At 71.0% G+C, this 25,955-nt stretch carries 20 protein-coding genes and 1 pseudogene; 10 read left to right on the top strand and 11 right to left on the bottom strand.

Features of this window, described 5'->3' with window-relative positions:
• Positions 1-72: 72 nt before the first annotated feature.
• Positions 73-1,350 carry a formyl-CoA transferase gene (gene frc, locus FV227_RS06885; protein ID WP_147726390.1) on the bottom strand — a complete coding sequence of 426 codons (1,278 nt, stop codon included), beginning with the start codon at positions 1,348-1,350 and terminating at the stop codon, positions 73-75.
• A 550-nt stretch (positions 1,351-1,900) separates the two neighbouring features.
• Here frc and FV227_RS06880 point away from each other — a divergent pair.
• The 5 genes and pseudogenes from FV227_RS06880 (at position 1,901) to FV227_RS06860 (ending at position 8,634) form a co-directional block, all read left to right on the top strand.
• A complete protein-coding gene (locus FV227_RS06880; RefSeq protein WP_147858616.1) occupies positions 1,901-2,095 on the top strand; it encodes a hypothetical protein in 195 nt (64 codons plus the stop codon).
• A gap of 159 nt (positions 2,096-2,254) precedes the next feature.
• Positions 2,255-2,521 carry a hypothetical protein gene (locus tag FV227_RS06875; RefSeq protein WP_147726388.1) on the top strand — a complete coding sequence of 89 codons (267 nt, stop codon included), beginning with the start codon at positions 2,255-2,257 and terminating at the stop codon, positions 2,519-2,521.
• Between the two features lie 22 nt (positions 2,522-2,543).
• The gene (locus FV227_RS06870) at positions 2,544-4,382 is read left to right on the top strand and encodes a hypothetical protein (RefSeq protein WP_147858615.1); all 1,839 of its coding nucleotides are present in this window, start codon (positions 2,544-2,546) and stop codon (positions 4,380-4,382) included.
• A 325-nt stretch (positions 4,383-4,707) separates the two neighbouring features.
• Positions 4,708-7,068, top strand: coding sequence for a TonB-dependent siderophore receptor (locus tag FV227_RS06865; protein ID WP_147858614.1), 2,361 nt, complete (start codon positions 4,708-4,710; stop codon positions 7,066-7,068).
• Positions 7,069-7,079: 11 nt separating this feature from the next.
• Positions 7,080-8,634, top strand: a pseudogene (locus FV227_RS06860) (PepSY-associated TM helix domain-containing protein).
• A 61-nt stretch (positions 8,635-8,695) separates the two neighbouring features.
• Here FV227_RS06860 and murI read toward each other — a convergent pair.
• Entirely contained in the window at positions 8,696-9,574 is an 879-nt protein-coding gene (murI, locus tag FV227_RS06855) for a glutamate racemase (RefSeq protein ID WP_147727258.1), read from the bottom strand.
• A 255-nt stretch (positions 9,575-9,829) separates the two neighbouring features.
• On the opposite strand from murI, the gene egtB reads away from it, so the two are divergent.
• Both egtB and egtD read left to right on the top strand, forming a co-directional pair.
• Entirely contained in the window at positions 9,830-11,092 is a 1,263-nt protein-coding gene (gene egtB / locus FV227_RS06850) for an ergothioneine biosynthesis protein EgtB (protein WP_147727260.1), read from the top strand.
• A gap of 23 nt (positions 11,093-11,115) precedes the next feature.
• Complete coding sequence (gene egtD, locus FV227_RS06845; protein ID WP_147858613.1) at positions 11,116-12,090, top strand: L-histidine N(alpha)-methyltransferase; 975 nt, start codon at positions 11,116-11,118, stop codon at positions 12,088-12,090.
• A 108-nt stretch (positions 12,091-12,198) separates the two neighbouring features.
• On the opposite strand, the gene FV227_RS06840 is transcribed toward egtD, so the two are convergent.
• The 5 genes from FV227_RS06840 to FV227_RS06820 all read right to left on the bottom strand — a co-directional run bounded on the left by FV227_RS06840 (position 12,199) and on the right by FV227_RS06820 (position 17,437).
• On the bottom strand, positions 12,199-13,506 hold the full coding sequence (locus FV227_RS06840) for an NAD(P)/FAD-dependent oxidoreductase (RefSeq protein WP_147858612.1): 1,308 nt from the start codon (positions 13,504-13,506) through the stop codon (positions 12,199-12,201).
• Between the two features lie 46 nt (positions 13,507-13,552).
• Entirely contained in the window at positions 13,553-13,825 is a 273-nt protein-coding gene (locus FV227_RS06835; RefSeq protein WP_147727263.1) for a hypothetical protein, read from the bottom strand.
• Positions 13,826-13,982: 157 nt separating this feature from the next.
• Entirely contained in the window at positions 13,983-16,463 is a 2,481-nt protein-coding gene (gene clpA, locus FV227_RS06830) for an ATP-dependent Clp protease ATP-binding subunit ClpA (RefSeq protein WP_147727264.1), read from the bottom strand.
• 26 nt (positions 16,464-16,489) lie between these two features.
• Positions 16,490-16,906 (bottom strand): ATP-dependent Clp protease adapter ClpS, encoded by a 417-nt coding sequence (gene clpS / locus FV227_RS06825; protein WP_243933045.1) that lies wholly within the window; start codon positions 16,904-16,906, stop codon positions 16,490-16,492.
• A 153-nt stretch (positions 16,907-17,059) separates the two neighbouring features.
• Positions 17,060-17,437, bottom strand: coding sequence for a phasin family protein (locus tag FV227_RS06820; protein WP_187274711.1), 378 nt, complete (start codon positions 17,435-17,437; stop codon positions 17,060-17,062).
• 298 nt (positions 17,438-17,735) lie between these two features.
• Here FV227_RS06820 and FV227_RS06815 point away from each other — a divergent pair, with 298 nt between their 5' ends.
• Entirely contained in the window at positions 17,736-19,229 is a 1,494-nt protein-coding gene (locus FV227_RS06815) for an SPOR domain-containing protein (RefSeq protein ID WP_147858611.1), read from the top strand.
• Positions 19,230-19,372: 143 nt separating this feature from the next.
• Here the strand turns inward: FV227_RS06815 and FV227_RS06810 are convergent, their stop codons facing one another.
• From FV227_RS06810 to FV227_RS06800, 3 genes are read right to left on the bottom strand one after another with little or no spacing between them, the layout of a single operon-like run.
• Positions 19,373-20,083, bottom strand: coding sequence for a DnaJ domain-containing protein (locus tag FV227_RS06810; protein ID WP_147858610.1), 711 nt, complete (start codon positions 20,081-20,083; stop codon positions 19,373-19,375).
• A 4-nt stretch (positions 20,084-20,087) separates the two neighbouring features.
• Positions 20,088-20,354 carry a hypothetical protein gene (locus FV227_RS06805; protein ID WP_246686443.1) on the bottom strand — a complete coding sequence of 89 codons (267 nt, stop codon included), beginning with the start codon at positions 20,352-20,354 and terminating at the stop codon, positions 20,088-20,090.
• Entirely contained in the window at positions 20,351-21,499 is a 1,149-nt protein-coding gene (locus tag FV227_RS06800) for a trypsin-like peptidase domain-containing protein (RefSeq protein ID WP_147858609.1), read from the bottom strand. Before FV227_RS06800 ends, FV227_RS06805 begins: the two co-directional genes overlap by 4 nt.
• 157 nt (positions 21,500-21,656) lie before the next feature.
• Here FV227_RS06800 and FV227_RS30285 point away from each other — a divergent pair, with 157 nt between their 5' ends.
• Together FV227_RS30285 and FV227_RS06795 are read left to right on the top strand one after the other, a co-directional pair.
• A complete protein-coding gene (locus FV227_RS30285) occupies positions 21,657-21,785 on the top strand; it encodes a hypothetical protein (protein ID WP_281407516.1) in 129 nt (42 codons plus the stop codon).
• A gap of 141 nt (positions 21,786-21,926) precedes the next feature.
• Entirely contained in the window at positions 21,927-22,142 is a 216-nt protein-coding gene (locus FV227_RS06795; RefSeq protein WP_147729791.1) for a hypothetical protein, read from the top strand.
• 297 nt (positions 22,143-22,439) lie between these two features.
• Here FV227_RS06795 and FV227_RS06790 read toward each other — a convergent pair whose 3' ends face one another.
• Positions 22,440-25,880, bottom strand: a complete 3,441-nt coding sequence (locus FV227_RS06790; RefSeq protein ID WP_147858608.1) for an SbcC/MukB-like Walker B domain-containing protein — start codon at positions 25,878-25,880, stop codon at positions 22,440-22,442.
• Positions 25,881-25,955 lie beyond the last annotated feature (75 nt).

Genomic DNA, 25,955 nt, shown 5'->3' with positions numbered 1-25,955 from the left:
GCAGCCCCGGGGATGACGGGCGGAGGCGGGTTGGCCCGCTTCCGCCGCGATGGTCGGATGCGATCCGCGGGCCTACTCCGCCGCGATCTTCTCGATCCGTCCGACGGCGCCGGAATGGGCGATCTCGTCGACCTCGGCATCGGTGTACTTGAGGACGCTGCGCAGGATCTCGTCGGTGTGCTCGCCCAGCAGCGGCGAGCGCGTCACCTCGCTCGGGCTCGCCGACAGCTTGATCGGGTTTCCGACGGTCAGGTAGGTGCCGCGCGTCGGGTGCTCGACCTCGACGATCGTGCCGGTCTTGCGCAGCGACTCGTCGGCGGCGATCTCCTTCATCGACAGGATCGGGCCGCAGGGGATGTCGTACTCGTTGAGGATGTCCATCGCCTCGAACTTGTCGTGCTTCATCGTCCAGGCTTCGATGCGCGTGAAGATCTCGTTCAGGTGGGGCAGCCGCGCCTTGGGCGTGGCGTAGCCCGGATCGGTCTTCCAGCCCGGCTCTCCGATGATGTCGCAGATCGGCGCCCAGACCGCGGCCTGGGTGATGAAGTACAGGTACGCGTTGGGATCGTGCTCCCAGCCCTTGCACTTGAGGATGCGGCCGGGCTGGCCGCCGCCGGAATCGTTGCCGGCGCGCGGGGTCGAGTCGCCGAACGGGATGCCCTCGCCGAACTGGCTGTACTCCGTGAGCGGGCCGTGATCGAGGCGCTGCTGGTCGCGCAGCTTGACCCGGCACAGGTTGAGCACGCTGTCCTGCATCGCGCAGTCGACCTTCTGCCCGAGCCCGGTGACGGTGCGGTGGAACAGGGCGGTGACGATGCCCAGCGCGAGATGCAGGCCGGTGCCGGAATCGCCGATCTGGGCGCCGGTCACCATCGGGATGCCGTCGCGGAAGCCGGTGGTGGAGGCCGAGCCGCCGGCGCATTGCGCGACGTTCTCGTAGACCTTGCATTCCTCGTAGCGGCCCGGCCCGAAGCCCTTGACCGAGGCGAGGATCATGCGCGGGTTGGCCTCGTGGATCTTCTCCCAGGTCAGGCCCATGCGGGCGAGCGCGCCGGGGGCGAAGTTCTCGACGAGCACGTCGCACTCCTTCACCAGGCGCCAGAGCACCTCCTTGCCCTTCGGCGTCTTCGAATCGAGCGTGATCGAGCGCTTGTTGTGGTTCAGCATGGTGAAATACAGGCTGTCCACGTCGGGCAGGTCCTGGAGCTGGGCGCGGGTCGCGTCGCCGGCGCCGGGACGCTCGACCTTGATCACGTCGGCGCCGAACCACGCGAGCAGCTGCGTGCAGGTCGGGCCGGACTGGACGTGGGTGAAGTCCAGGATTTTGACGCCTTCCAGGGCCTTGCTCATGGTCTGTCTCTGATCTTCTCGAGTTCGGTGGATCGGGATGCCGGCGATGCCGCCCGGCTTCGAAGGTGTCGCGCCGCGATCCCGTCAGGCCTCATGCCTGGCGGGTGCGCTCGCGCATCGTCAAGTCAATAAAAGTCCGGTGCCGGCCAAGCCCGGCTTGCCGCAGGGTCACGCATGCGCCGACCCGGTGCGGGGCGTCCGAGCGCGCAGGTCCGGCCGCGGCTGCCCGAAGGCCCTCATCACGCCCGAGGGGCATTGCGACGCTCCATCCCTGTTGCCTTGCTCGACGTCGGCCTTGTCGACCGTTGCCGGCAAGATGACCGAAGATGGAATGGCATGCAATATGCCAAACGAAGGCGTCGGTTGCCCCGATTTCCGCTATGCCGGGCCCGCCGATCGGGCGAGCCGACCAAATTTACGATCCGCCTCGACTTGTGCAACCGCAAGATGTCGCCCCCGAAATCGATCGAATTCCGCATTCACGCGGGCCGATTGTTGTTGTCGGCGCAGGCGGCGCAGGGCATCTTGCGTCGTCCGACGGATCGACACGATGAATGTTCCCGCCGCCTTGGCGATCCAATCGCTCCCGTTCGCCTCGCTGGCGCTGTCGACGCGCCGGGGCAACGGGGATGCGTTCGCGATCCTCTACCTCGTCGGCCTCGGCCTCGTGTTGTCGATGATCGTATGGCTGGGCGACCAGGCGGGCTTTGATCAGGCGATCTCGGCCGCCGGCGAGCTCGATTGATCTGGCGGCCCTCGTCGCAGCATTCATCGCGCAGGCCGACGACGTTCGCGGCCGCCCACCTGTCTTTCCAGCAAGGCACTTGGCACGGGCAGGATACGGGTTCATCCTCCCGCTCAAACGACGCTCGATCAACGAGCGAAGACCAACGGAGGTACGCCCATGCTTTCGAGTTCCCGCCTCATCAAGTCGTCCTGGATCGCCGTCGAGGTCACGCAGGAGCGCGCCGAGCGCGTGCTGGTGGTCGAGACCTACATCGCCGTCAGTCCGCTCGAGCGGAACTACGAGGCGGCACAGTACGAGAAGGTCGTGGACTGCGTCCGGCACGTGCTCGCGGCGCATCCCGAGATCGACCGGGCCTCGATCCTGAGCATGCATCGCGGCTCCGGCTGCGCCAGCCTGTTCCGGGCCCCGGCCGAGGCGGCCTGAGCCGGACCCGCGTCGTGATGCGATGAGCGCTTCGGCGGCACCGGCCGGCTACGCCCTGCCGGACGACGGCCTCGTCGGGCGCGGGCCGTGGAATCCCGGCATCGAATCGACGCTGCCGCGGCGTTTCCTGCCGCTGACGACCCTGTACCGCCCCGAGAACGTCGCGACGCCCCTCGCCGAGGCGATGGAGCTTTCCGCCTTCTCGGGCCTGCCGATGCCGGAGATCGTCGCCTTCCGGCCGGATCGCCTCGTCGTGCACGAGCTGCTGATCCGGGTGATGGCCGACCTCTCGGTCCCCGTCGGCGAGACCTACGGCGATCTCGGCGTCAACTTCCGCGCGATCGTCGCCCACATCCTCGCGACCGCGATCGCGCCGCATGCGGACCGGATCGCCGAGACCCTTCGCGCCGTGGCGGACGAGGCGCGCGCCCGGATCGCCGCGGAACTCGACGCGGCTTTCGCGCCGCCCGCGCCGCCGCCCCCTCCGCCGAGAACCTGGCGGCACGTGCTCGGCCTCGCGGCGCCGCCGGCCCCCGTCGCCGACGACGCGCGATCCACGGAGGAGCGCGCGCTCGCCCATTGCGCCGCATGGTGCGTCCGCGCCGCGGCCAGCGAAAACGCGCTCGAGCTTGCGGCGAGCGCCGCCCTGCACAAGGTCGCGTCGGGGATCGTCCGTCATCGCGGCAAGCTCGTCGGCGACCGCGCCCTGCTCGCGAACCTCGCGACGACGCTCGTCGCCAACGACGAGGGCAGCCGCCGGATCGGCTGCCTGATCGAGCCGTGGTTCGCCGAGGCCGTGGCGCGGGAGGGCTACGTTCCGGTCCGTGCGCAGGCCGCGCCGATCGTGATGAACGTCAAGGGCGCCTCCGCCTCGGGCAAGAGCACGATGCGTCCGCTCCAGCGGGCGCTGGCCCGGCGGCTCGGCGAATCCTGGTCTGATTTCGCGGTGATCACCCCCGACATCTGGCGCAAGTTCCTGCTCGACTACGATTCGATCGGCGATGCGATCGGCTATGCCGGCACGCTCACGGGCCACGAGGTCGAGATCGTCGACCGCAAGCTCGATCGCTACATGGCGCGCAAGGCCCGCGAGGGGCGGATGTCGCATCTGCTGATCGACCGGTTCCGGTTCGATAGCTTCAACGCGGATTCGCGCACGCAGGACGGCAGCCAGTTGCTGACCCGCTTCGGCCACCGCGTCTTCATGCTGTTCATGATCACGCCGCCCGACGCCACCGTCGAGCGCGCCTGGATCCGCGGGCGGATCTTCGGCCGCTACAAGGCGGTGGACGATCTTCTCGCCCACAACGTCGAGGCGTTCACCGGGATGCCGGAGCTGTTCTTCACCTGGGCGGCCAAGGCCGGCAAGCAGGTGCATTACGAGTTCCTCGACAACAGCGTGCCGCAGGGCGAGCGCCCGCGCACGGTCGCCTTCGGCGAGAACGGCGACCTCACCGTGCTCGATGCCGGCTGCCTCATCGACATCGCGCGCTACACCAAGATCAACATCGACGCGCTCTCGCCGGCGGAGGTCTATCCCGACGCCGCAGCCCTGGCGCCGGAACGGAACACCGGCTTCCTGCGCCAATGCGCCCGGCGGCTGCGCTCGGTCCGCTTCGCCGAGGCCGGCTCGGGCCGGGTCTATGCCCGTTTCGAGGCGGGGCGCCTCGCCTGCCTCGACCGCGCCGCGTTCGACCGCGCCTGCCACGATCCGGAGACCCGCGCGGCGCTCGCGGCCTTCGGCGCCGAACGCCCCGAAGCGGTGCCGGTCTCCGACGTGCCCCCCGAGATCCTGTCGCAGGACCGGACCGAGACGCTCGGTGCCTGGGTCCATCCGAGCCGGATGACGGTCCCGGCCTGACACGATCCTTCGCGGCGTCGCAACCGTGGGGTGTTACCGATCGGTCACAACGGCCGCTCGGTTTTCATCGTGAGTTGTGGAGCGGTGCCGCTGGTCTCCTCCATGGAAACGGTGCCGAAACGGGCTGGTCCCCTAGGGGCGCGAGGCTGGCCGCCGCCCGACACCCCGTTCCAGCCTGGAACGTTTCGAAGTTACCCTGGAATGTTTCCATAAGATAGAAATTGTGTTGCCGCGAGAACTTACCGATAACCCGATCACGCCGCCGTGATGCGCAAGTCAACGCGGCGGGTCTCTGCTGTTTCGTGTCGCGTCTAGGGTCGGCAAGATGATTCATTACTGTCCGTCCGTCGTGCGGTCCGCGTCCGCACGTCGGTGCCGCAGCGCTCTGATCGTCGCTCTTCTGTCGACGACATGCGCGATTTCGGTCGCGTCCTCCGCCTCGGCCCAGCCCGCGCAGACGACCGACATCGAGCTCGGCGAGCTGAGCGTCACCGGCGAGGGCGCCGGCCGCAGCCTCGGCGGATCGCTCTACGGTCCCGGCGGCGCGTCCGGTGCCGTGCCCGGCTACGTCGCCAGCCGCAGCACCGTCGCCACGAAGACCGACACGCCGATCGTGGAGACGGCGCAGTCGATCTCGGTGATCGGGCGCAAGCAGATCGAGGATCAGAACGCGCTCACCATCAACCAGGCCCTGCGCTACACGCCCGGCGTCACGACCGAGCAGCGCGGCGGCGCCGGCTCGACCCGGCTCGAGCAGTTCCTGATCCGCGGCTTCAACGCGCCGGTCTTTCTCGACGGCATGGCGCTGATCGCCAGCCGCGACGCCAACGCGACGATCGATCCTTACCGCCTCGAGCGGGTCGACGTGATCAAGGGGCCCGCCTCGGTGCTCTACGGGCAGTCGGGGCCGGGCGGCATCGTCAACCTCGTCTCGAAGGTCCCGCAATTCGTCCGCCACGGCGAGGTCTTCGTCCAGGGCGGCGGCTTCAACGAGGTGCGCGGCGGCATCGACGTCGGCGGCCCGATCCAGTCCGAGGTGCCCTGGCTCGCCGACCAGTTCGCCTACCGCATCGTCGGCGCGGGCTGGAACGGGGACGGCCCGGTGGACACGACGCGGGTCGATCGCGCCCTGATCAACCCGAGCGTCACCTGGCGGCCCTCCACCGACACCCAGCTGACGATCATCGGCAACTACCAGCGCGATCCGTTCTCCGGCTTTTACGGCGGCTTCCCGGCGGTGGGCACCGTGTTTCCGCGCAACTTCGGCAGCGGCGTGATCGGGCGACTGCCGGTGAACTTCTACGACGGCGACCGCAACATCGAGCGCTCGGACCGGACCCAAGCGTCGATCGAGTACCTCTTCGACCACCGCTTCAACGAGAACCTGCGCTTCCACTCGGCCGGGCGCTACCTGCGGACGCAAGGCGATTACCGCAGCGTCTACAGCGCGTTCAGCCCCCGCAACGGCCCGTTCGCCACCGGCCCGCTGCTGCCGCGCGCCGTCATCGGCAACATCGTCGCGGCCGAAGCCTACACGATGGATTCGAACGTCGTGGCCAACTTCGACACCGGCCCGATCGCCCACACGGCGCTCCTCGGCGTCGACCACCGCACCTTCAGCACGCGCGCCAGCGGGACGCCGTTCCCGAACGCGCCGGACCTGAACGCGCTCGCGCCGAACTACGAAATGAACATCCCGTTCCCGGCCATCAACACGACCTCGCGCGTCGACGCGCAGCAGACCGGCGTCTACTTCCAGGATCAGATGAAGGTCGACGGCCTGATCCTGACATTGGGCGGGCGCTACGACGTCGCCCGCCAGACCGGCCCGACCCGGTCGTTCACCGCGACGGGAAGCACGCTGACGCTGCAGGACGCGGCCTCCGACGCCTTCACGGGCCGGGCGAGCCTGCTCTACCTGTTCCAGTCCGGCGTCGCGCCGTACGTGTCCTACAGCCAGGCCTTCGAGCCGATCGTCGCCGGCCGGGTGTTCGACACCGCCTTCGGCACCGTCGGGCGGGTGCCCGACCCGCAGCTCAGCGACCAGTACGAGGCCGGTATCAAGTACCAGCCGCCGGGCACCGACATCCTCCTCACCGCCGCATTCTTCGACATCCGCCAGTCGAACCGGACGACGGCCGACACCACGCTCGGCCGCCCCACCGGCTTCGTGCTGCAGACCGGCGAGGTCGGCGTACAGGGCGTCGAGTTCGAGGCGCGGGCGAACCTCACCGAAGGCGTGACCCTGATCGGCGGCTTCTCGCTCCTCGACATCCGCAACGTCCGCGACGACGGCCGGACCGCCAACGACCTCGCGCCCGGCCAGACGGTGCCGCTGCAGGGGCGCCGCCCGGTGCTGGTGCCGGATTCCACCGCCTCGCTTCTGGCGACCTACCGCTTCCTCGACGGGCCGATGCTCGGCCTCGAGGTCGGCGGCGGCGTCCGCTATCTCGGCCCGTCCTGGGGCGACGCGGCCAACACCTTCAAGGTGCCGGAAAGCATGCTGGTCGACGCCGTGGTCTCCTACGACCTGAAGAACCTCGACCCGACGCTGGCCGGCTTCTCGATGCAACTGAACGCCAACAACCTGCTCGACGACACCTACGTCAGCGGCTGCAACGGCTACACCAGCTGCTATTACGGGCTGCCGCGCACGGTCTACGCCACGCTCCGCTACCGCTGGTAGGACGCGAAACCATGCGCAACGGCTTCCGGCAATCGATGGCGTGGCTGCACGCCTGGTCCGGCCTCGTCGTCGGCTGGGTGCTGTTTTCCGTCTTCGTCACCGGCACGGCGAGCTACTACCGCTCGGAGATCTCGCAATGGATGCGGCCGGAACTGAGGGCCGGGGCTCCGCTGAGCCCGGTCGCCCTCGGGCACGCCGCCGACCTCGCCCGCGCCTATCTCGAGGCGCAGGCGAAGGGCGCGCGCAGCTGGTTCATCACCCTGCCGAGCCCGGACCGGCCGACCCTCGACCTGTTTTGGCGCCGCAAGCCCGGCACCCCGCCGGGCCAGGCGATGCTCGATCCCGCGACCGGCGCCGCGGTCGCCGTCCGCGACACCCGCGGCGGCGACTTCCTCTACCGCTTCCACTTCGAGCTCAGCATGGCGCCGCTCTGGGGCCGCTGGATCGTCGGAATCTGCGCGATGATTATGCTCGTCGCGCTGGTCTCCGGGATCGTCACCCACCGGCGGATCTTCGTCGACCTGTTCACCTTCCGCCGTCACGCCAAGTCGGCGCAGTGCGGCTGGCTCGACGCGCACAACGTGACCGGGGTGCTGGCGCTGCCGTTCCACCTGATGATCACCTATACGGGGATCGTGACGCTGGCGCTGATGTACATGCCCTGGGGCGTCACCACCGCCTATCGCGGCGACGCGCAGGCCTTCTTCGCCGAATCCGGCCAGATCACCGCCGCCCGCCCGCCCGCCGCTCGCCCCGTTCGGCCCGATGGTCGAGCGCGCGCTCGCGATGAACGCCGAGCCGCTGGAGCGGATCACCGTGCAGAACCCGGGCGACGCCAACGCGACGGTCGTGGCGGTGTTCGAGGAGCCGCATGGCCTGAGGCACCGCCATCCGCAGGTGGCGTTCGACGGCACCAGCGGCGCGGTGATCGAGACCTTGGGCGCGATGAAGCCCGCCGCCGGCACCTTCACCGCGATGGTCGGCCTGCACGAGGCGCATTTCGCCGGGCCGGCCCTGCGCGTGCTGTTCTTCCTCAGCGGCGCGATGGGCGCGGCCATGGTGGCGACCGGGCTGATCCTCTGGACGGTGGCGCGGGTGCCCAAGCCCGGCACCGCGACGCGGGCGCATCTCGGGATGCGGCTGGTGCAGGCGCTCAACGTCGGCACCATCGCCGGGCTGCCGATCGCCATCGCCGGCTACTTCCTGGCCAACCGCCTGCTCCCGCTCGGGATGGCGGAGCGCAAGGAGGCCGAGGTGACGGTCTTCTTCGGCGCCTGGATCCTGGCCACGCTGGTGCCGCTGGCCCTGCCGCCGCGAACCGGATGGACCGCGATGCTCGCGACCGCGGCCGCGCTGCTCGCCGCCGTGCCGGTCGTCGGCGGGCTCGCCACCGGGCGCCACCTGCTCGCGAGCCTGCGGGCCGGCGACGCGGCGTTCTACGGGTTCGATCTCGCGCTGCTCGGGCTCGGCGCCGCCTTCGCCTTCGCGGCCTGCAAGGCGGCGGGGCTGCGCCGGCGACCGCTCGCCGAGCGACCGCGGCCCGGCTCCGTGGCGGCGCAGCACTGATCGACGGATTACTTGCGGTCGCGCGCCCCGCCGGTCTCGCCGGCCAGGCGGCGGCGCGGCGCTACTGCAGCGTCAGCGGCATCGGGTCGACGCCGATCGACGGGATGCCGCGCCGGTCGAGCGAGGCGCGCAGCGCATCCGTGAGCGTCGCGCCGCCGGTGAAGGCGCCGAGCACCGGGCCCTCGTCCGAGCGCGCATCGCGCGGGGTGCTGCCGAGGAGCTGCGTCACCCGGCGCGCGATGGCGGGCGCCGGATCGATCCAGGTGACGGGCCAGGGCGCGAGCCGCTCGAAGCGGGCGCGCAGCAGCGGGTAATGGGTGCAGGCGAGGCAGACGACGTCGGTGCGCCGGCCGTCCTCGGCCGTGACGAAGCACGGTGCGATCTCGGCGGCGATCGCCGCGTCGTCCACCGGCGTGCCGGCGAGTTCCGCCTCGGCGTAGTTGGCGAGGTTCGCCGAGCCGATCGAGGTCACCGAGCAGGCCTCGGCATAGGTCATGATCAGGTCGCGCGTGTAGGAGCGCGCGACGGTGCCGGGGGTCGCCAGCAGCGTGACGAGGCGTGAGCGGCTGGTCTCGGCCGCCGGCTTGATCGGCGGCACCACGCCGACGAACGGCGTCGGGAAGCGCTGGCGCAGGGCCGGCAGCACCAGCGTCGAGGCGGTGTTGCAGGCGATGACGACGAGGTCGGGCCGGTGCGTCGCGATCAGGCGCGCCATCACGTCGAGCACGCGCTGGACCAGGACCGATTCCGAGAGCCGGCCGTAGGGAAAGGCCGCGTCGTCCGCAGCGTAGACGTAGCGCGCGTCGGGCCGGGCTCGGCGCACCTGCTCCAGCACCGTCAGGCCGCCGAGGCCCGAGTCGAACACCAGGATGGTGGGCTCGGGCGCCGCGCGCAAAGCCGCCGCCGACAGGCTCGCTCCGGCCATCAGATCGATCCGCATCAGAACGCGTACCCCAGCATCAGAGCCCCGCAGTCTTGGACGAGAGGGTTAAGGCCATCTCACTGCGGCTGCAAAAAGGCTCGGGGATCGATCAACCGCGTCAAGCGGCCCCGCTCTACACAGACTTGCGGCGCGTCGGCCGGCGTCGGTGAGCCTATTGCGAACTGAATCGTCGCGCTGCCGTTGTCGGCTGCGCCTTCGGCCATATCTCCATCAACCGCGACCGGCGGATCAGCGGACGACGGGAGGACCAGCATGGCTGCGACGGCGACACTTCGCGAGACGGACGCGCCCGCTCAGGCCTTCCCGCCGCCGCCCGTCTCCGCCCGGCCGGTGGACCGGGACGCCTGGATCGCCGCCTTCCGCTTCGTCCGTGCCGAGACCGAGCGCCGTGCCGCGCCGCTGTCGCCGGAGGATCAGCAGGTCCAATCGATGGCCGATGCCAGCCCGACCAAGTGGCATCGCGCGCACACGACATGGTTCTTCGAGCAGTTCCTGCTGCGCGAGCACCTGCCGGGCTACCGCATCCATGACGAGCGCCTGCATTACCTGTTCAACTCGTACTATGTCGCCGCCGGCCCACGTCAGCCGCGGGTGATGCGCGGGCTGATCACCCGGCCGACCACCGAGGAGATCGCCGGCTACCGCGCGCACATCGACCGCGCGGTCGAGACGTTGCTGGCGCAGGCCGCGCCGGGCGCGCTCGAGGCGATCCTGCCGATCCTCGAGATCGGGCTGTTCCACGAGCAGCAGCACCAGGAGCTGCTGCTCACCGACATCCTGCACGCCTTCGCGCAGAACCCGCTGCATCCGGTCTACGACGCCGAATGGCGTTTCCCGAAGGCGGCCAATCGTTCCGGCACGATCGACCTGGCCCACGGCATCCATCAGGTCGGCCATGCCGGCGACGGGTTCTCGTTCGACAACGAGCATCCCCGGCACGACAGCCTGGTCCTGCCCGTGTCGATCGACCGGGCGCTCGTCACGACCGGCGACTGGCTGCGCTTCATGGAAGATGGCGGCTATTCCCGCCCCGACCTGTGGTTGTCCGACGGCTGGCTCGCGGCGCAGGCCGAGGGCTGGGAGGCGCCGGGCTACTGGCAGCCGGGCGAGCCGGGCTGGACCTGCATGACGCTCGGCGGCCGGCGCCCGATCGATCCGGCGCAGCCCGTCACCCACGTCAGCTACTACGAGGCGGATGCCTACGCCCGCTGGGCCGGGCGCGACCTGCCGACCGAGTTCGAATGGGAGGTCGCCGCCCGCGATGGCAGACTCGACGACGCGTTCGGCCTCGTCTGGCAATGGACCCGCAGCGCCTACACCGCCTACCCGGGATACCGCCCGCTGCCGGGCGCACTCGGCGAGTACAACGGCAAGTTCATGTCGAACCAGTTCGTGCTGCGCGGCTCGTCGGTGGCGACGCCGGAGGGTCATGCGCGGCTGCCGTACCGCAATTTCTTCTATCCGCATCAGCGCTGGCAATTCACGGGCCTGCGCCTGGCGCAGTCCCGCGCCTGACGTCGCATCTCGGAGTACCGCGCGTGACCATCAAGCCCGTCTTCGCAGACGCGACGCCGCTCGCCCACTTGCCCGACGACCGGGCGTTCCTCGAAGACGTGCTGGCCGGGTTCGCGAAGCCGCAGAAGACCCTGCCGGCGAAGTACTTCTACGACGCCGTCGGGTCCGACCTGTTCGAGCAGATCACGCGGCTGCCGGAATACTACCCGACCCGGACCGAGCTCGGCATCCTCGACATGCGAGGCGCCGAGATCGCCGCCGCCCTGCCGCGCGGCGCCGCGCTGGTGGAGTTCGGCAGCGGCTCGACCGTGAAGGTCCGTCGCCTGCTCCGGCACATGCCGGACCTCGCGGCCTACGTCCCGGTCGACGTGTCGGAGACGTTCCTGCGCAGCGAGGCGGCCGCGCTCCAGGGCGATCATCCCGCCCTGCGCATCGCGCCGATCGCCGCCGACTTCACCCAGCCCTTCGCCCTGCCGCACGACCTCGGCGACGCGCCGCGCGCCGGGTTCTTCCCGGGCTCGACCATCGGCAACTTCGAGCCCGCGGAGGCCGCCCGCCTGCTGCGCCAGTTCGGCGACGTGCTGGGGGAGGGCGCGACGCTCGTCGTCGGCGTCGACCTCGTCAAGGACGCCGCGGTGCTCGAGGCGGCCTACGACGACGCGGCCGGCGTGACCGCGGCGTTCAACCTCAATCTGCTGACCCGGATCGATCGCGACCTGTCCGGCACCTTCGCCGCCGCCGCGTTCGCGCACCGGGCGGTGTTCAACCGCGCGGCCTCGCGGATCGAGATGCATCTCGTGAGCCGCGCCGACCAGACGGTGACGGTGGCCGGACACGCCTTCGCCTTCGCCGAGGGCGAGACGATCCACACCGAGAACAGCTACAAGTACACGCTCGACGGTTTTCGCGCCTTGGCGGCGGAGGCCGGGTGGTCGCCGGTCACGGTGTGGACCGACCCCGAGAGGTTGTTCTCGGTGCATGCCCTGCGCTTGGGATAGGGGGCGGCTCGACGGTTCTTGCGAGAGCGTCGCACGTCACGCCCCCCTCTCCCGCAGGGGAGAGGGCCTGCACCCCGATCCGCACGCAAGATCCGCGTCCGATCCCCCTCAGCCCAGCATCCGCAGGACGGCCCGCGCGGCGCGTTCGCCGTCGAGGGTCGCGCCGCCGACCGTCATGGCGCCGCCGCCCGCATAGGCTTCGCCGGCGAGGAAGATGCGGTCGCCGATCGCCGCCTGCAGGGCGGTCCGGGCGTCGGCATGGCCGGGATGGGCGATCGCGTAGCTGCCGCGCGCATGCGGATCGGTCCACCAGCCGGCAAGCTTGCCTGCCGTCACGGCGCCGCGCGCCTGCGTGCCGAGGATCGCCACCAGCCGGTCCGTGACCTCGGCGACGGCCGCCGCTTCGCCGAGCTCGCACAGGGCACGGGATCCGTCGCCGCCGATGTTGGCCACCGCGAGCGGTCGGTCGAACGGCGAGACCTCGAAGTAGATCGTCCGGTCCTGGTCGCCGCGGTGCGCCACGGACACTGCGTCCCCCACCGCCTTCAGGTCGATCCGGGCGGGATCGAGCCGGAGGCCGACCTTGCTGTAGGCGCCCATGCCGAGGCCGCCGAGCGCATCCCGCGTCGGGGCCGGCAGGTCCGGCGTGAAGCGGATCGTGCCCGCGGCCAGCACGCCGACCGGAACGGTGAGGATCACCGCCGCGGCGTCGAGCGTGCCGCCGGGCGTCGTCACCCGCACGCCCTCGCCGGTCCAATCGATGGCGGTCGCGGCCGTGCCGAGGGAGACCGGCATCGTCGCGAAGCGGCGGCGGACAAGGCTGCCGTAGCCGTCGAGCCACAGATCGGTGCCGGACCACAGCCGGTCGTAGTCGAGCACCGAGACGCGCTCGGGCTCCTCGCCGAGCGACAGCCGGGCAAGGCCCGCCGCCGCCTGCGCCATGTCCGGTCCGGCCGCGGCGGCGGCTTCGGCGAGCGACCGGTCGGGGCCGTCCACCGGCTTCAGGGCGGCGTCGAGGCCGGAGAAGGCGGCGCGGCGTCGGTTGCGCTCGGTCACGGTCGCCGGGCGCCCGTCGACGAACAGGATCCGCGCCCAGCCTTCCTGCCCGGCGATCCGCACGTTCTCGCGTTCGGCGACGGCGCGCCAGGGATTGCGCTCGGCCCAGTGAACGTACTCGGCACCGGCATCGAAGGGACAGTCCAGTCCGAGCCCGAGCTCGGTATGGGCGCGACCGCCGATGCGGTCGCGCGCCTCGATCACGGTGAAGGGACGCCCGGCCTGGCGCAGGATGTCGGCGGCCGCGAGCCCGGCCGCGCCGGCGCCGACGACGATCACCGGACCGTCGCGACCGGCCGCCCTTACGACCGGAGTCGCGAGGAGGGCGCCGATCAGCGCGGCGCGACGGGTGAGGGACATGACGGCTCCGTTCGCGCGAGTGCGTGCGGCGACCGGAGCGACGCGATCAGGCGCGCTTCTCCATCATCGCCTTGACCTGCATCAGCTGGTCCCAGACCTGGCCCGGCGAGGTTCCCATGAACTCGAAGCCGGCATTGATGCCCCAGTAGATCCCGAGGCAGATCAGCGGCACCAGCACCCAGGCCAGGATCTCCTCGCCGCGGCGGCGGCGGGTCCGGCGGCGGCGGCGCTCCTCGCGTCGGGTGACGGGCTTCGGTCGGGCGGGCGCCGCCGTGGGCTGATCGACGGGCAGGAGGGGGCCCTCATGCAGTTCGCTCATCGTCACGCCCGCTCGATCCTTCGCGGCGACGGTCGGCCGCCGCGTCCATGGTGCAATCGTCCGCGAACCTGAAAGCCGCATTCGCCGTCATGCGCAAGGCCCCGGAGCGCGAGGCGCGCTCCGGGGCCAGGTCGATCGGGCTCACGTCACTCCGGCGTCAAGCCCGGACGAGGGGGACTTTCGGCACCGTGCGGACGCCGCCGCCACCCGAATTGCCGCCCTTGTCGTCCTTGGGCGTCTTCTTGCGGGCCGCGGCCCGGGGCTTGGCGCGCTTGTGCTTCTTGACCGCGTTGGTCACGTCCGCTTCGGGCTTCGGCACCACGGGGCCGGCCGGGAACTCGAAGCCCAGCGTCTCCTTGCCGCCGGCCTTCGCCTCCGCATCCTCGGGCTTGCGCACGATGACGCGGACCGCGCCGCCGTTCTTCAGCTTGCCGAACAGCACCTCGTCGGCGAGCTGCGTCTTGATGCTCGACTGGATCAGCCGCGCCATCGGGCGGGCGCCCATCGCATCGTCGTAGCCGTGCTCGACCAGCCACGCGCGCGCCTCGTCCGACAGCTCGATCGTGACGTTGCGATCGGCGAGCTGCGCCTCGAGCTGGAGCACGAACTTGTCGACGACCTTGGCTACGACCTCCTTCGGCAGGTGGCCAAACGAGATGATCGCATCGAGCCGGTTGCGGAATTCCGGTGCGAACAGCTTGTTGATCGCCTCCACGTCGTCGCCCGTGCGCTTGGCCTGTGTGAAGCCGTAGGCCGACTTCGCGAGGTCGGACGCGCCTGCGTTCGTGGTCATGATGATGATCACGTTGCGGAAATCGACCTGCTTGCCGTTGTGGTCGGTGAGCTTGCCGTGGTCCATCACCTGCAACAGGATGTTGAACAGGTCCGGATGCGCCTTCTCGATCTCGTCGAGCAGTAGCACGCAGTGCGGGTGCTGGTCGATCCCGTCGGTGAGCAGGCCGCCCTGGTCGAAGCCGACATAGCCGGGCGGTGCGCCGATCAGGCGCGAGACCGTGTGGCGCTCCATGTATTCCGACATGTCGAACCGCAGCATCTCGACGCCGAGCGACGACGCCAGCTGCTTGGCGGCCTCGGTCTTGCCGACGCCGGTCGGTCCCGCGAACAGGTAGGAGCCGATCGGCTTGTCCGGGTCGCGCAGGCCGGCGCGCGCCAGCTTGATCGCCGAGGTCAACGCATCGATGGCGTTGGGCTGGCCGTAGACGACGCGCTTCAGGTTCTCGGTGAGATGCTGGAGCACCACCGCGTCGTCCTTCGACACGGTCTTCGGGGGGATGCGCGCCATCGTGGCGATCGTCGCTTCGATCTCCTTGATGCCGATCACGCGCTTGCGGCGCGCCTCCGGCACCAGCATCTGCGACGCGCCGGTCTCGTCGATCACGTCGATCGCCTTGTCGGGCAGCTTGCGGTCGTTGATGTAACGCGCCGACAGCTCGACCGCGGCCTTCACGGCCTCGGTGGTGAACTTGAGCTTGTGGAACTCCTCGTAATAGGGCCGCAGGCCCTTCACGATCTCGATCGCGTCCGGGATCGACGGCTCGGCGACGTCGATCTTCTGGAAGCGACGCACCAGGGCGCGATCCTTCTCGAAGTACTGGCGGTACTCCTTGTAGGTGGTCGAGCCGATGCAGCGCAGGGTCCCGGCGGCGAGCGCGGGCTTGAGCAGGTTCGAGGCGTCCATCGCGCCGCCGGAGGTGGCGCCGGCGCCGATCACGGTGTGGATCTCGTCGATGAAGAGCACCGCGTTCGGGTGCGCCTCGATCTCCTTCATCACCTGCTTCAGGCGCTCCTCGAAGTCGCCGCGGTAGCGCGTGCCGGCGAGCAGCGTGCCCATGTCGAGGGAGAACACGGTGGCGTCGGCCAGGACCTCCGGCACCTCCTTCTGCACGATCTTGCGGGCGAGCCCTTCCGCGATCGCGGTCTTGCCGACGCCGGGATCGCCGACCAGCAGCGGGTTGTTCTTCTGCCGGCGGCACAGCACCTGGATCGTGCGCTGGACCTCGCTCTCGCGGCCGATCAGCGGGTCGACCTTGCCGTCGCGGGCCTTCTTGTTGAGGTTGACGCAGTAGGCGTCGAGGGCGTCGCCCTTCTTCTTCGTGCGGTTCTCGCCGTCGTCGCTCGGGCGCTCGTTCGAGCCCTCGTCGTCGGCCCCGCGCACCGGCTTCGCCTCGGAGGCGCCGGGGCGCTTGGCGATGCCGTGGCTGATGTAGTTGACCGCGTCGTAACGGGTCATGTCCTGCTCCTGCAGGAAGTAGGCGGCGTGGCTCTCGCGCTCGGCGAAGATCGCCACCAGCACGTTGGCGCCGGTGACCTCCTCGCGGCCCGAGGACTGCACGTGGATCACCGCGCGCTGGATCACGCGCTGGAAGCCGGCCGTGGGCTTGGCGTCCTGGCGTCCGTCCCCGGTGAGGTTGGAAAGCTCGGTGTCGACGTACTCGACGAGGCTGCGCTTCAGCGTGTCGATCTCGACGTTGCAGGCCCTCATGACGGCGGCGGCGTCCTGGTCGTCGACCAGCGCCAGGAGCAGATGCTCCAGCGTGGCGTATTCGTGCCGGCGCTCGCCGGCTAGCGCCAGGGCGCGGTGGAGAGCTTGTTCAAGGCTGCGTGAGAAGCTGGGCAATGCTCGAGCCTTTGTGCTGCGTGAGCCTACTTTTTTTCCATAACGCACTGCAGAGGATGTTGGTGTTTGCGCGCAAAGTCCATGACCTGCGTCACCTTGGTCTCGGCGACCTCGTAGGTGAACACCCCGCATTCTCCGACGCCGTTATGATGCACGTGCATCATGATCTGGTAGGCGTCTTCGTGGGTCTTGTTGAAGAAACGCTCGACCACCAGCACGACGAAATCCTGCGGCGTGTAGTCGTCGTTGAGCAATAGCACCCGATACAGGCTCGGCCGCTTGGTCTTCGGCTTGGTACGGGTGATGATCGCCGTATTCGAGCGATCGTCGCCGCCCGGGTCCCCGGGGTCCGAGGCGGTCGTCGTGAACCGCACCGCCTCGAGCGAAGGCCGGCCTGTCGAGTCGTGGGGATGAGCGGTGCCCCGCATCGGGACGTCTGTCATCGTGATGGAACCGGCTCCTTCGTGCCGGCCGGGGCTTGTCGCGTCGCTGCGACGGGCCCGGCCGCGTCTGAGCCAATCTAGGCGGCGGGATTCGGTTTCGCCAGTCGTCTGCGCGCAACTGTCCGGGAGCGGGCCGCCGCACCCGCAAACGGGTCAGGCGGGGGTTCGCGCCGCCGCCGCCGTGGCGGACCGGCCGACCAGCGTCGTGAACGGCTTCGCCATGTCCTGGGCCAGCGTGGCGTAGAGGTCGCGGAAGGTCGCCGCGCGCGCCATCCAGAGCTCGCCGGAGGTCTTCACGAACGCGCTCTGGATCTCGATCGCCTTGGCCGGGCTGCCGGCCTTCACGACCTTTTCCGTGGTCGCGGTGACCTCGGCGCTGACCTGCTTGAGGAAGTCCATCCACTCGATGCCGATGGTCTGGCTGGTGCGGGCGGCGGCGCCGACGCTCTGGCTCAGCGCCGCGGCGCCGGCCTTCGCGCCGTCGAGGCCGTTGCGGACCGCGTCGGCGGCCGGGGCGTAGGATGGGGTCATGAAGGATCTCCTGCGGCGCCACGGCCTCGACCGCGCGCCCGCGAACAATCGGGGTGCCACCGTCGTCCGGCCCGAACGGCTACGGCCCGTCACATTTGTGCACTGCAGCATCAGCCGTCAATCCGTGTTGCGATGCAAAAGTGATGCGTCGAATGTCGTCGGCTCCATTAACCGCGCTGTAACTGCATCGCCGTAGCGTGTTTGACAGACGTGATCGGGCCACGCCGCAGGGCATGTCCGAGCTGAATAGTGCGATGCAAACTGGCCGTGGCCGGTCTGTCGAGGGCAATGAGTCGTGATGCGTAGCGTTTCCCGTCGCTCCCGGACCGTGCCCACGATCTCGGCCGCGCTCGCCGCCGCCGCGGTCCTGACCGCGCTGGCGTCTCCCGCCGAGGCGCGCCGCCACGGGCGCCACGTCCGCCCCGGCGGCGGCTACAATCCGCCCTACGCCGCGATGGTGGTCGACGTGAAGTCCGGCCGCACGCTGCACGCGGTGAACGAGGACGCGATCCGGCACCCGGCCTCGATCACCAAGGTGATGACCCTCTACATGCTGTTCGAGCAGATGGAGAAGGGGCGCTTCGCCCTCGATTCCGAGCTGACGATCTCGGCCCATGCCGCAGCCCAGGCGCCGTCGAAGCTCGGCCTGCGGCCCGGCCAGACCATCGCCGTCGAGGACGCGATCAAGGCGATCGTCACCAAGTCGGCCAACGACGTGGCCTGCGCCATCGGCGAGAACATCGCCGGCTCCGAGGAGCGGTTCGCCGAGCTGATGACCGCCAAGGCGCACGCGCTCGGCATGAGCCGCACGCACTACGCCAACGCCTCGGGCCTTCCCGATTCCGAGCAGGTGACGACGGCCCGCGACCTCACCGTGCTGGCGCGCGCGATCCAGGACCGCTTCCCGCGCTACTACCGCTACTTCCAGACCCGGTCCTTCGCCTTCCGCGGCCGGACGATCGGCAACCACAACCACCTGCTCGGCAACGTCGAGGGCGTCGACGGCATCAAGACCGGCTACACCCGCGATTCCGGCTTCAACCTGATGACGGCGGCCAAGTCCGACGACCGCCAGATCGTCGCGATCGTGCTCGGCGGCAAGTCGGGCGCCAGCCGCGACCGGATCATGGCCGACCTCGTCCGCGCCAGCCTGCCGCGTGCCTATGCCGGCGCCCGCCAGGCGCCGCCGACCGTCGAGGTCGCCGAGCGCGCCCGGCCGGCGGTCGTCGCCGACGCGGTCTCGCGGACCCGGACGCAGCTGGCTTCGGCCGAGGACGACGAGGTCGAGACCACGAACTCGACCGATGCCGGCCAGCCCCTCGACATCGCGCCGCGGCGCTCGACCGCGACCCCCGGCAGCGCCGGCGCCTTCAAGGCCGGCGCGCAGCCCCTGCCGAAGGCGGCGCAGGCCTACGCCGCACCCGCGACGGGACAGGCCGCGTTCCCGGGCGGCGCACGCAAATCCGATCAGCGCATCGCGTCGGCCGACGGCCCGATCGCCCGCGCCGAGGCGCCGAAGCCCATCGCCGGCCCGAAGATCGTGCCGACGGCCTGGGTGATCCAGCTCGGCGCCATGGACGACGAGGGCAAGGCCAAGGCGATGCTGGCCGACGCCAAGGCGAAGGGCGGCGGCAGCCTCTCGAAGGCCGCGCCCTACACGGTGAAGGTCGAGCACAGCGGCGCCACCCTCTACCGCGCACGCTTCTCCGGCTTCCAAGAGCAGGACGCGGCGCAGGATGCCTGCTCCGCCCTGAAGCGCAGCGGCTTCAGCTGCTTCGCCACCCGCAGCTGATCCCCCTCACGTCGCGCCGCGGTCCGTTCGACCGTGGCGTTCAGCGACCGGCGGCCTTCGCCGTCCCGGTCGCCATCGACGCCGACGGCGGACGCCGCCCTCGGCGAACGTCGTCCTGCACCCCTGGCAACGCGCGTGGAGTCTCAGCGATGTCGGTTCGTCAGCCTGTCGCGGGCCGCGTTGACGCGGGCCGCCCCTTCGGCGCTTCCCCCCTGGTCGGGGTGGGCGCGCTTCATCAAGGTCCGGTGAGCCGTGCGGACGGCCTCTGGGGTCGCCCCGCGCTCAAGCCCCAGGATCTGATAGGCCTCGTCCTGCGTCATCGTCCCTGGCTGCGCCGGACGGCGCGGCCCCGCGTTGCGATCGCGCTCAGCGTCTACACGCCAGCCGGCGTGCCGGCGGTCGAGATACGCCTCTAGCGGCACCACCGCCGCGGGATCCTGCGTCCGGCAGACCGCCAGCACCGCGCGGAGGTCGGCGAGCCCGAGGCTCTCGAGACGCCGGCCGCCGAGCGGGCCGCCTCGCAGGATGCCGTCGCCGACGCTGCCGTCGTCGCGCAGGACGAAATCCACCCGCGCCGTCCGGTGCCGTCTCGGCGACGGCTTCATCGACGCCAGCAGCCGCTTGAGCCGGGAACCCAGCGTCTCCGGCCCTTCGAGCAGCCAGACGCCGCCGAGCCCGACGACCAGGGCCGGGGCGAGCTGGCCGCGCAGCAGCAGGATGGCGGCGAGCCCGATCGCGATCCAGGCGCCGGCACGCCGGATCGACCGCGGGGTGAGCCTGGGCCCGAGCCGGCCGCCGTTCCGGCCGAGCCACCACAGGCCGAAACACGTCGCGAAGCCGAGGACGAGCAGCATCCGCCTAGCGCCGCATGTCGAAGCTGGAACTCGCGCGCCCGCTGATGCGGATGCCCGTGCCCGGAAGGATCTCGTGGAACCCGGAATCGCGCCGCGGCGCCGGGATCTCGCGCGATCCGCAGCCCGGCTGCGGCGGCAGGCGTACGCCCTCCGGCGCGTCCTCGGGACAGAGCCGCGGGCGCGCCGGCCTCTCGGCGGCTGGCGCGGGGAGGGGGGCGGCGATCGAGAGGCCGGCGGCGAGGCCGATCAGCACGGCGAGGGTAGGGATCATGGCCGGTTCTCCGCGACGTCCGCCGTCGTGATGCGCACGCGGCGGGTGCGCCCGTCCCGCTCGACCGCGAGGTCGATCGGCTGGCCGAGACCCGCCGCCTCGAGCGCCGCGGTGAGGTCGGCCAGGCGGTGGACCGGGCGGTCGCCGACGCCGACGACGACGTCGCCGATCGCCCCCGTTTGCGGGTCGACCCCGCGCAGGCCCGCGCCGGCGGCCGGCGATCCGCGCAGGACGCGGAGCACCACGACGCCGTCGATGCCGAGCCGGGCGGCGGTCGCCTCCTGGCCGGCGATGATGCCGATGCCGGGGTTGCGCACGCGGCCGTTGCGGATGAGATCGGGCACCACGCGGTTGACCACGTCCACCGGCACCGCGAAGCCGATGCCGGCGCTCGCCCCGGACGGCGAGAAGATCGCGGTGTTGACGCCGATCAGCCGGCCGGCGGAATCGAGCAGCGGCCCGCCGGAATTGCCGGGGTTGATCGCCGCATCGGTCTGGATCACGCCGGACAATTCGCGGCCCTCGCTCGTCGGCAGGCGCCGCTGGAGCGCGCTGATCACGCCGGTGGTGAGGGTGTGGTCGAGCCCGAACGGGTTGCCGATGGCGAAGGTGGACTGCCCGACCTTCAGGTCGGCCGAGGTGCCGATGGCGAGCGGCGGCGGCGCCTTCGCCACCCGGCCGAGCCGCAGCACCGCAAGGTCGTAGGCCGGCGCGGCGCCGACCACGGTCGCGGAGACCACCTCGCCCGAGGACAGGCGCACCGAGATCGACCCGCCCGACTGGATCGCCGCCTGGACGACGTGGTTGTTGGTGACGACGTGGCCGCCGGCATCCCAGACGAAGCCGGTCCCGGTCTGGGTGTTGCCTGACCGGCCGCCCTCCTGGCCCTGCTCGGATTCGTCGTCGAGGCTCATCAGGTCGGCGCCGCGCGCCGCCCCTTGCGCGAAGACGTGCACCACCGAAGGGCTCGCCCGCTCGAACAGCGCGACGGTGGTCGCCTCCGCCGGTGCGAGGTCGCCGCGGGCGGTCACCGCGCGCGGGACCTCCCGCGAGAACAGGAACGCGGTGACGTAGGGCTGTGCGACGAACAGCGCCAGCAGCACCAGGATGGCGGCCAGCACGAGGCGCGCGAAACGATCCGGCACGATGACGCGATCTCCGACCGACGGGCACGACGACGCGGCCGACCCGCGATCCGTCGACCCTTAACGTGGCATTCAGCCTGCCCGCTTCAACGTTCTCGCACGGGAATGGTCAAGGTGCGGCGCCGCACCGTCGCGCTGCGGCGGAGACGCTAACGGAATGGTCATTCCTCAAGACCACAGTTTCGACAAGACGAAACGAAGTCCTGAGGTGTTCGCGCGCGATCTGCCACCGGTGGTCGGCAATCCGACGCGGGCGATTTGCGACGCAATCATGACCGGTTCCTGACGAGGGTGCCGCAATGATCGTGAAGCTGCCTTAGAGATGCTTCGATGTCTGGGCAAATACGCTGCGTTCCTGATCGGCCAGCCCTGGTGCCGGCCGTGGACGCCTGAACGGACGATACCGTTTCGGAAGGAAAAGAGTGAGATGGAAACCGAGGCCCTCGAACGACCCGCCGATCTGACGATCTGGCGCACCCTGCCGGCAAGCTCGCCGCTGGCGCAGCCCAAGCGCTACGGCACCCTGCGCGAGGCGATCGCCGCCGCCGCCGGCGCGCTGACCGACCCGGCCAAGCAGCCCTGGATCATCACGGACGAGGGCGAGATCCTGTCCCCGAACTGGATCCGCACCTACCTGAACTGAGACGTCGCGCCGGCCCCCCGGACGGGCGGCGCTTCCGCGACGCGACCGCGCCCGGCCCGATGCGGCGGCGCGGTCGCGCTGCCGACCGCCGGCCGCCCACGATGCGCGACGGTGCATAAGTCCGACACGCCGGAGTTTTGTCGTCGGCACTTTCACAAATGTGAATGGCGATCGGCCGAGCAAACCCTAGGGTGTAATCGGCTCGATGAGTTCCCCCCTCTCGTCTGGCTGGCACCGCTGGCCGGACGTTCTCCCGATCGTTCTCGCGCCGGCGGTGCCTAATTGCGATCGCGCAGCCTACTCGGCCGCATCGCGATCGTCGTCGTACCGCTCCGGATTGATCGCGTGCAGCGCACGCTTGGCCGCCTCCAGCGGGTGCTCGGACTCGATCCGCACCGAGGCGAGATCCGGGCTCTTGTAGACGGTGACGATGGTGTCCATCACCTCGGTCAGCGTGGTGCGCTTGTCCTCCGGGGCGGCGATGAGCAGCTGCAGCCCCCACGCCGCGTAGAGATCGACCAGCGCCTGGCTGTTGCGCACGTCGAGCTTCGAGAACGCCTCGTCGAGCAGGCACAGGCCGAAGCCCGGATTCTCGTCGCCCGGCCGGTCGCCCGGATAGTAGGCGCTGGCGAGCGAGGCCGCGATCGCCACGTAGAACGGCGCCTGCGCCTCGCCGCCCGATCCGCGCAGCGCCCGGCTCGACATCGTGGTGCGGTTTCCCGCCCCGTCCCGCATCCCGATCTCGTAGACGAAGTAGTTGCGGTAGTCGGCCAGGCGTGCCGCGTCCTCGGCACCGGAGATCAGGGCGGTGACCTCGGCAAGCGCAGCGGCCATCGGGCCCTCGCCATCGTCCGGCAGCAGCGCCTGGGCCGCGTCGGGCGAGCGCGCCACCTCGGTCGCCAGCGCGTGGACGGCGGCGTAGCGGCGGTCGACCACGGCCTCGAAGGCGTAGGTCTGGCCGGTGAAGCGCTGGGTCGAGAGCCGCTCGTTGAGCGCGTCGAGCCGCGCGCGCACCCGCTCGAACTTGTCGGCGAGCCGCGTCAGCAGGTCCTCCGTCATCAGGCGGCGCATCTCGTCCGTCGCCCGCTCGGCCTGGGCGCGGTAGCGGCGCAGCTCGTGCCCCTCGACCTCGTCGTGCTCGCGCCGGACCCAGGCATAGCCCAAGGTCGCCGGCTGGTCGCCGCGGTTGCCGTCGCCGCGGCCGAGCGGGTTGTCGATCCGCCACTGGGCGCAATACTCGGCGAGGTCGCGCTCGGCCGCGCGGCCGTGCGAGCGCGCGCTCTCGGCCGCCTCCTGCGCGAGGCTGCGCTCGGCCGACGCCGCAGCCGAGATCGCCTTCGCCTCCAGCCCGGCCAGCTCCGCGCGGATCGCGTGGACGGGGGCGGCCGAGAACACCTGCCCGCGCACCATGCGGATGCGCAGGCAATCCCCGCTGGCGAGCCTATGCAGGGCGCTGCGGCGGGCGGCGAAGGCGGCACGCGCCGCCTCGCGCCCGGCCCCGAGCCGCGCCTTCAGCCCGGCCTCCTCGGCGAGCAGGCCGTCGAGCTTCGGTTCCAGCACCTCGGAGAGCTCGCGCAGGTAGGCGATGCGCTCGGCGGTGAGCGCCTTGATCTCCTCGGCGAGGCCGGCGGTGTCGCGCTTCTCGATCGCCTCGCGCTCGGTGGCGAGCGTACGCTTGCGGCCCTCGATCCCGTCGATCTCCTCGCGCAGGGCGTCGCAATCCTCGACGCCGCGGGCGATGCGCGCGCGGATCGCCGCCGCCGTCCGCGCGGCCTCGCGCAGGACCACGGCCTCGCCGCGCAGGCGCTTGGCCTCCGCCACCGCGACCTCGTGGTTGCGCCGGCCTTCGGCGGTGGGGCCACGCTGGCCGCGCGTCATCAGCAGGTCGACCGAGCGGGTCACCGAGTAGGCCATGCCGGCGGTGGTGCGCCCGCTCGGCGCCACGGCGCGGCTCATCCGGCGCAGCTCGGCGTCGTCGCGGGCGAGATCGTAGCCGCCGAGCCGCACGCCGAGGAAGGCGGCGGCGTGCGGGTCGTCGGTCTCGATCACCGAGAGCGGGCCGTCGTCGAAACGGCGCGCCCGCTGGCCGGCGGTGTCGGTCGTCTTCACCAGGATGCAGCGGCTGAAGCGGTCGCGGTTGCCCTGGAGCACGCCGAGCGCCTCCTCGAGCCGGTCGGGCGCGACCACGAGGGCTTCGCGCGCCCGGCCGAGCAGGCCCTCGAGCGCCGGCCCCCAATGCGGATCGACGATCTCCGCGAGCTCGCAGACCGGCACGGCATCGATGTTGCGCCGGGCCAGCTCGGCGCGGAAGGCGACCGTGTCGGAGGAGAGCCGCGCGCCGTGCCCTGCGGCCGGGGCGGGGGCCGAGCGCTCGGCCTCGCTCTCCTGCGCGCGGGCCTTCAGCGCCGTGTCCTCGGCGGCCCGGTCCAGGGCCTCGTCGAACTCGGGCAGCCGCAGCAGGCCCTCGATCAGGTCGGGGAGGGGCCCGTCGTGGCGCAGGGTCTCCTCCGGCGGGGCCTCGCGGCGCAGCCCCGAGCGGGCGCAGGCCTCGGCGAGCCGCGCGGCCTGCGGCGCCACCTGGCGCAGCACCGGCGCGACCGCCTGGAGCTTGCCCATCTGCCCGACGAGGCCGACGAGGTCGGCGACCCGGGCCGCCAGGTCCCGCCGGTCGCGCTCCAGCATCGACAGGCCGATGGTCGAGGCGGCCAGGCGCCCGTCCGTGGCGCCGCCGACGACGAGGGCCTTCTTCTCGGCGATCTCCCCGTCGATGTCGCGCACGAAGCCGCGGCTCGTGGCGACACTCTCGCGGGCGATCCGCAGCGGCTCGGCGCCGGCGCGGAGCTTGGCCCGCACCGCCACGAGATCGTGGCAGCGGCGGCGCAGCTCGGCGCTGGCCGCCCGGGCCTCGTGGATGCCGGAGGCGAGCACCGCGTCGGCCCAGGATTCGTAGCGCCCGGCGAGACGCTTCAGCCGCGCGAGCTTCACCTCCAGCTCCTCGATCGTCTCCAGCAGCCGGCGCCAATTCTCGACCGATTGCCGGACGCGGGCGACGTCGAGCGGCTCGGGGTCGAGGACGAAGCTGCGCACGAAGGCGCTCGAATCGAAGATCGGCTTGAACGCGACCGCGTTCGAGAAGGTGCGCAGGAAGTGGCGCGGGTCCGGCGCCGGCGCACCCTCGCGCAAGGTCGCCAGCACTTCCGCCGTGAAGCGCTCGCCGGAGGAGCGGAACTCCTCGAAGCGCTCGGCCCGCAGCCGCAGGTCCTTGGCGATCTCGGTCCACGGCGCGGTGAAGCTGCCCTCGGCATTGGTGCGCAGGTAGTCGCCGATCTCGAAGCGGTGCCCGGTGGCGATGAAGCGGGAGAGCACCTCCTCCTTCTGGTCGGTCGCCCGCGCGGCGAGCGCCAGCCCGAAGGAGACCGTGCGCCCGCTCTCGGCGTTCTCGAATACCAGGGCGATGACGGTCTCGCAGGCCTCGCGCGTCGGGCGCCCGCCCTCGGCCGGGTCGCTGATCCAGCCGAGGCAGTAGTCGCGCACAGTGCGCGCGCTGCGGCCCGAGGCCGAGGCGTTCAGCGCCAGCCGGCTGGCATTGTTGCCGGCCAGCACGGTGCCGACCGCATCGAAGATCGTCGACTTGCCGGCCCCCGTCGGCCCGACGAGCGCCGCCGCGCCCCGAATCCGGATCTGCTCGCGCCGGATGAGGTACCAGTTCGAAAGGGCGATGTCGGTGAGGCGGTACACCGGGGGCGGGTCCGATCCGGGTGAGGCGGGGGCGCCCAGTTGGCCAACCGCGCGGGCAGACGCAAGGGCGCGCAG

The organism is Methylobacterium sp. WL119, from assembly GCF_008039875.1.
Taxonomy (GTDB): Bacteria; Pseudomonadota; Alphaproteobacteria; order Rhizobiales; family Beijerinckiaceae; genus Methylobacterium.
The sequence above is the reverse complement of the archived record's forward strand: the minus strand, read 5'-3'. Positions and strand labels throughout refer to the sequence as shown.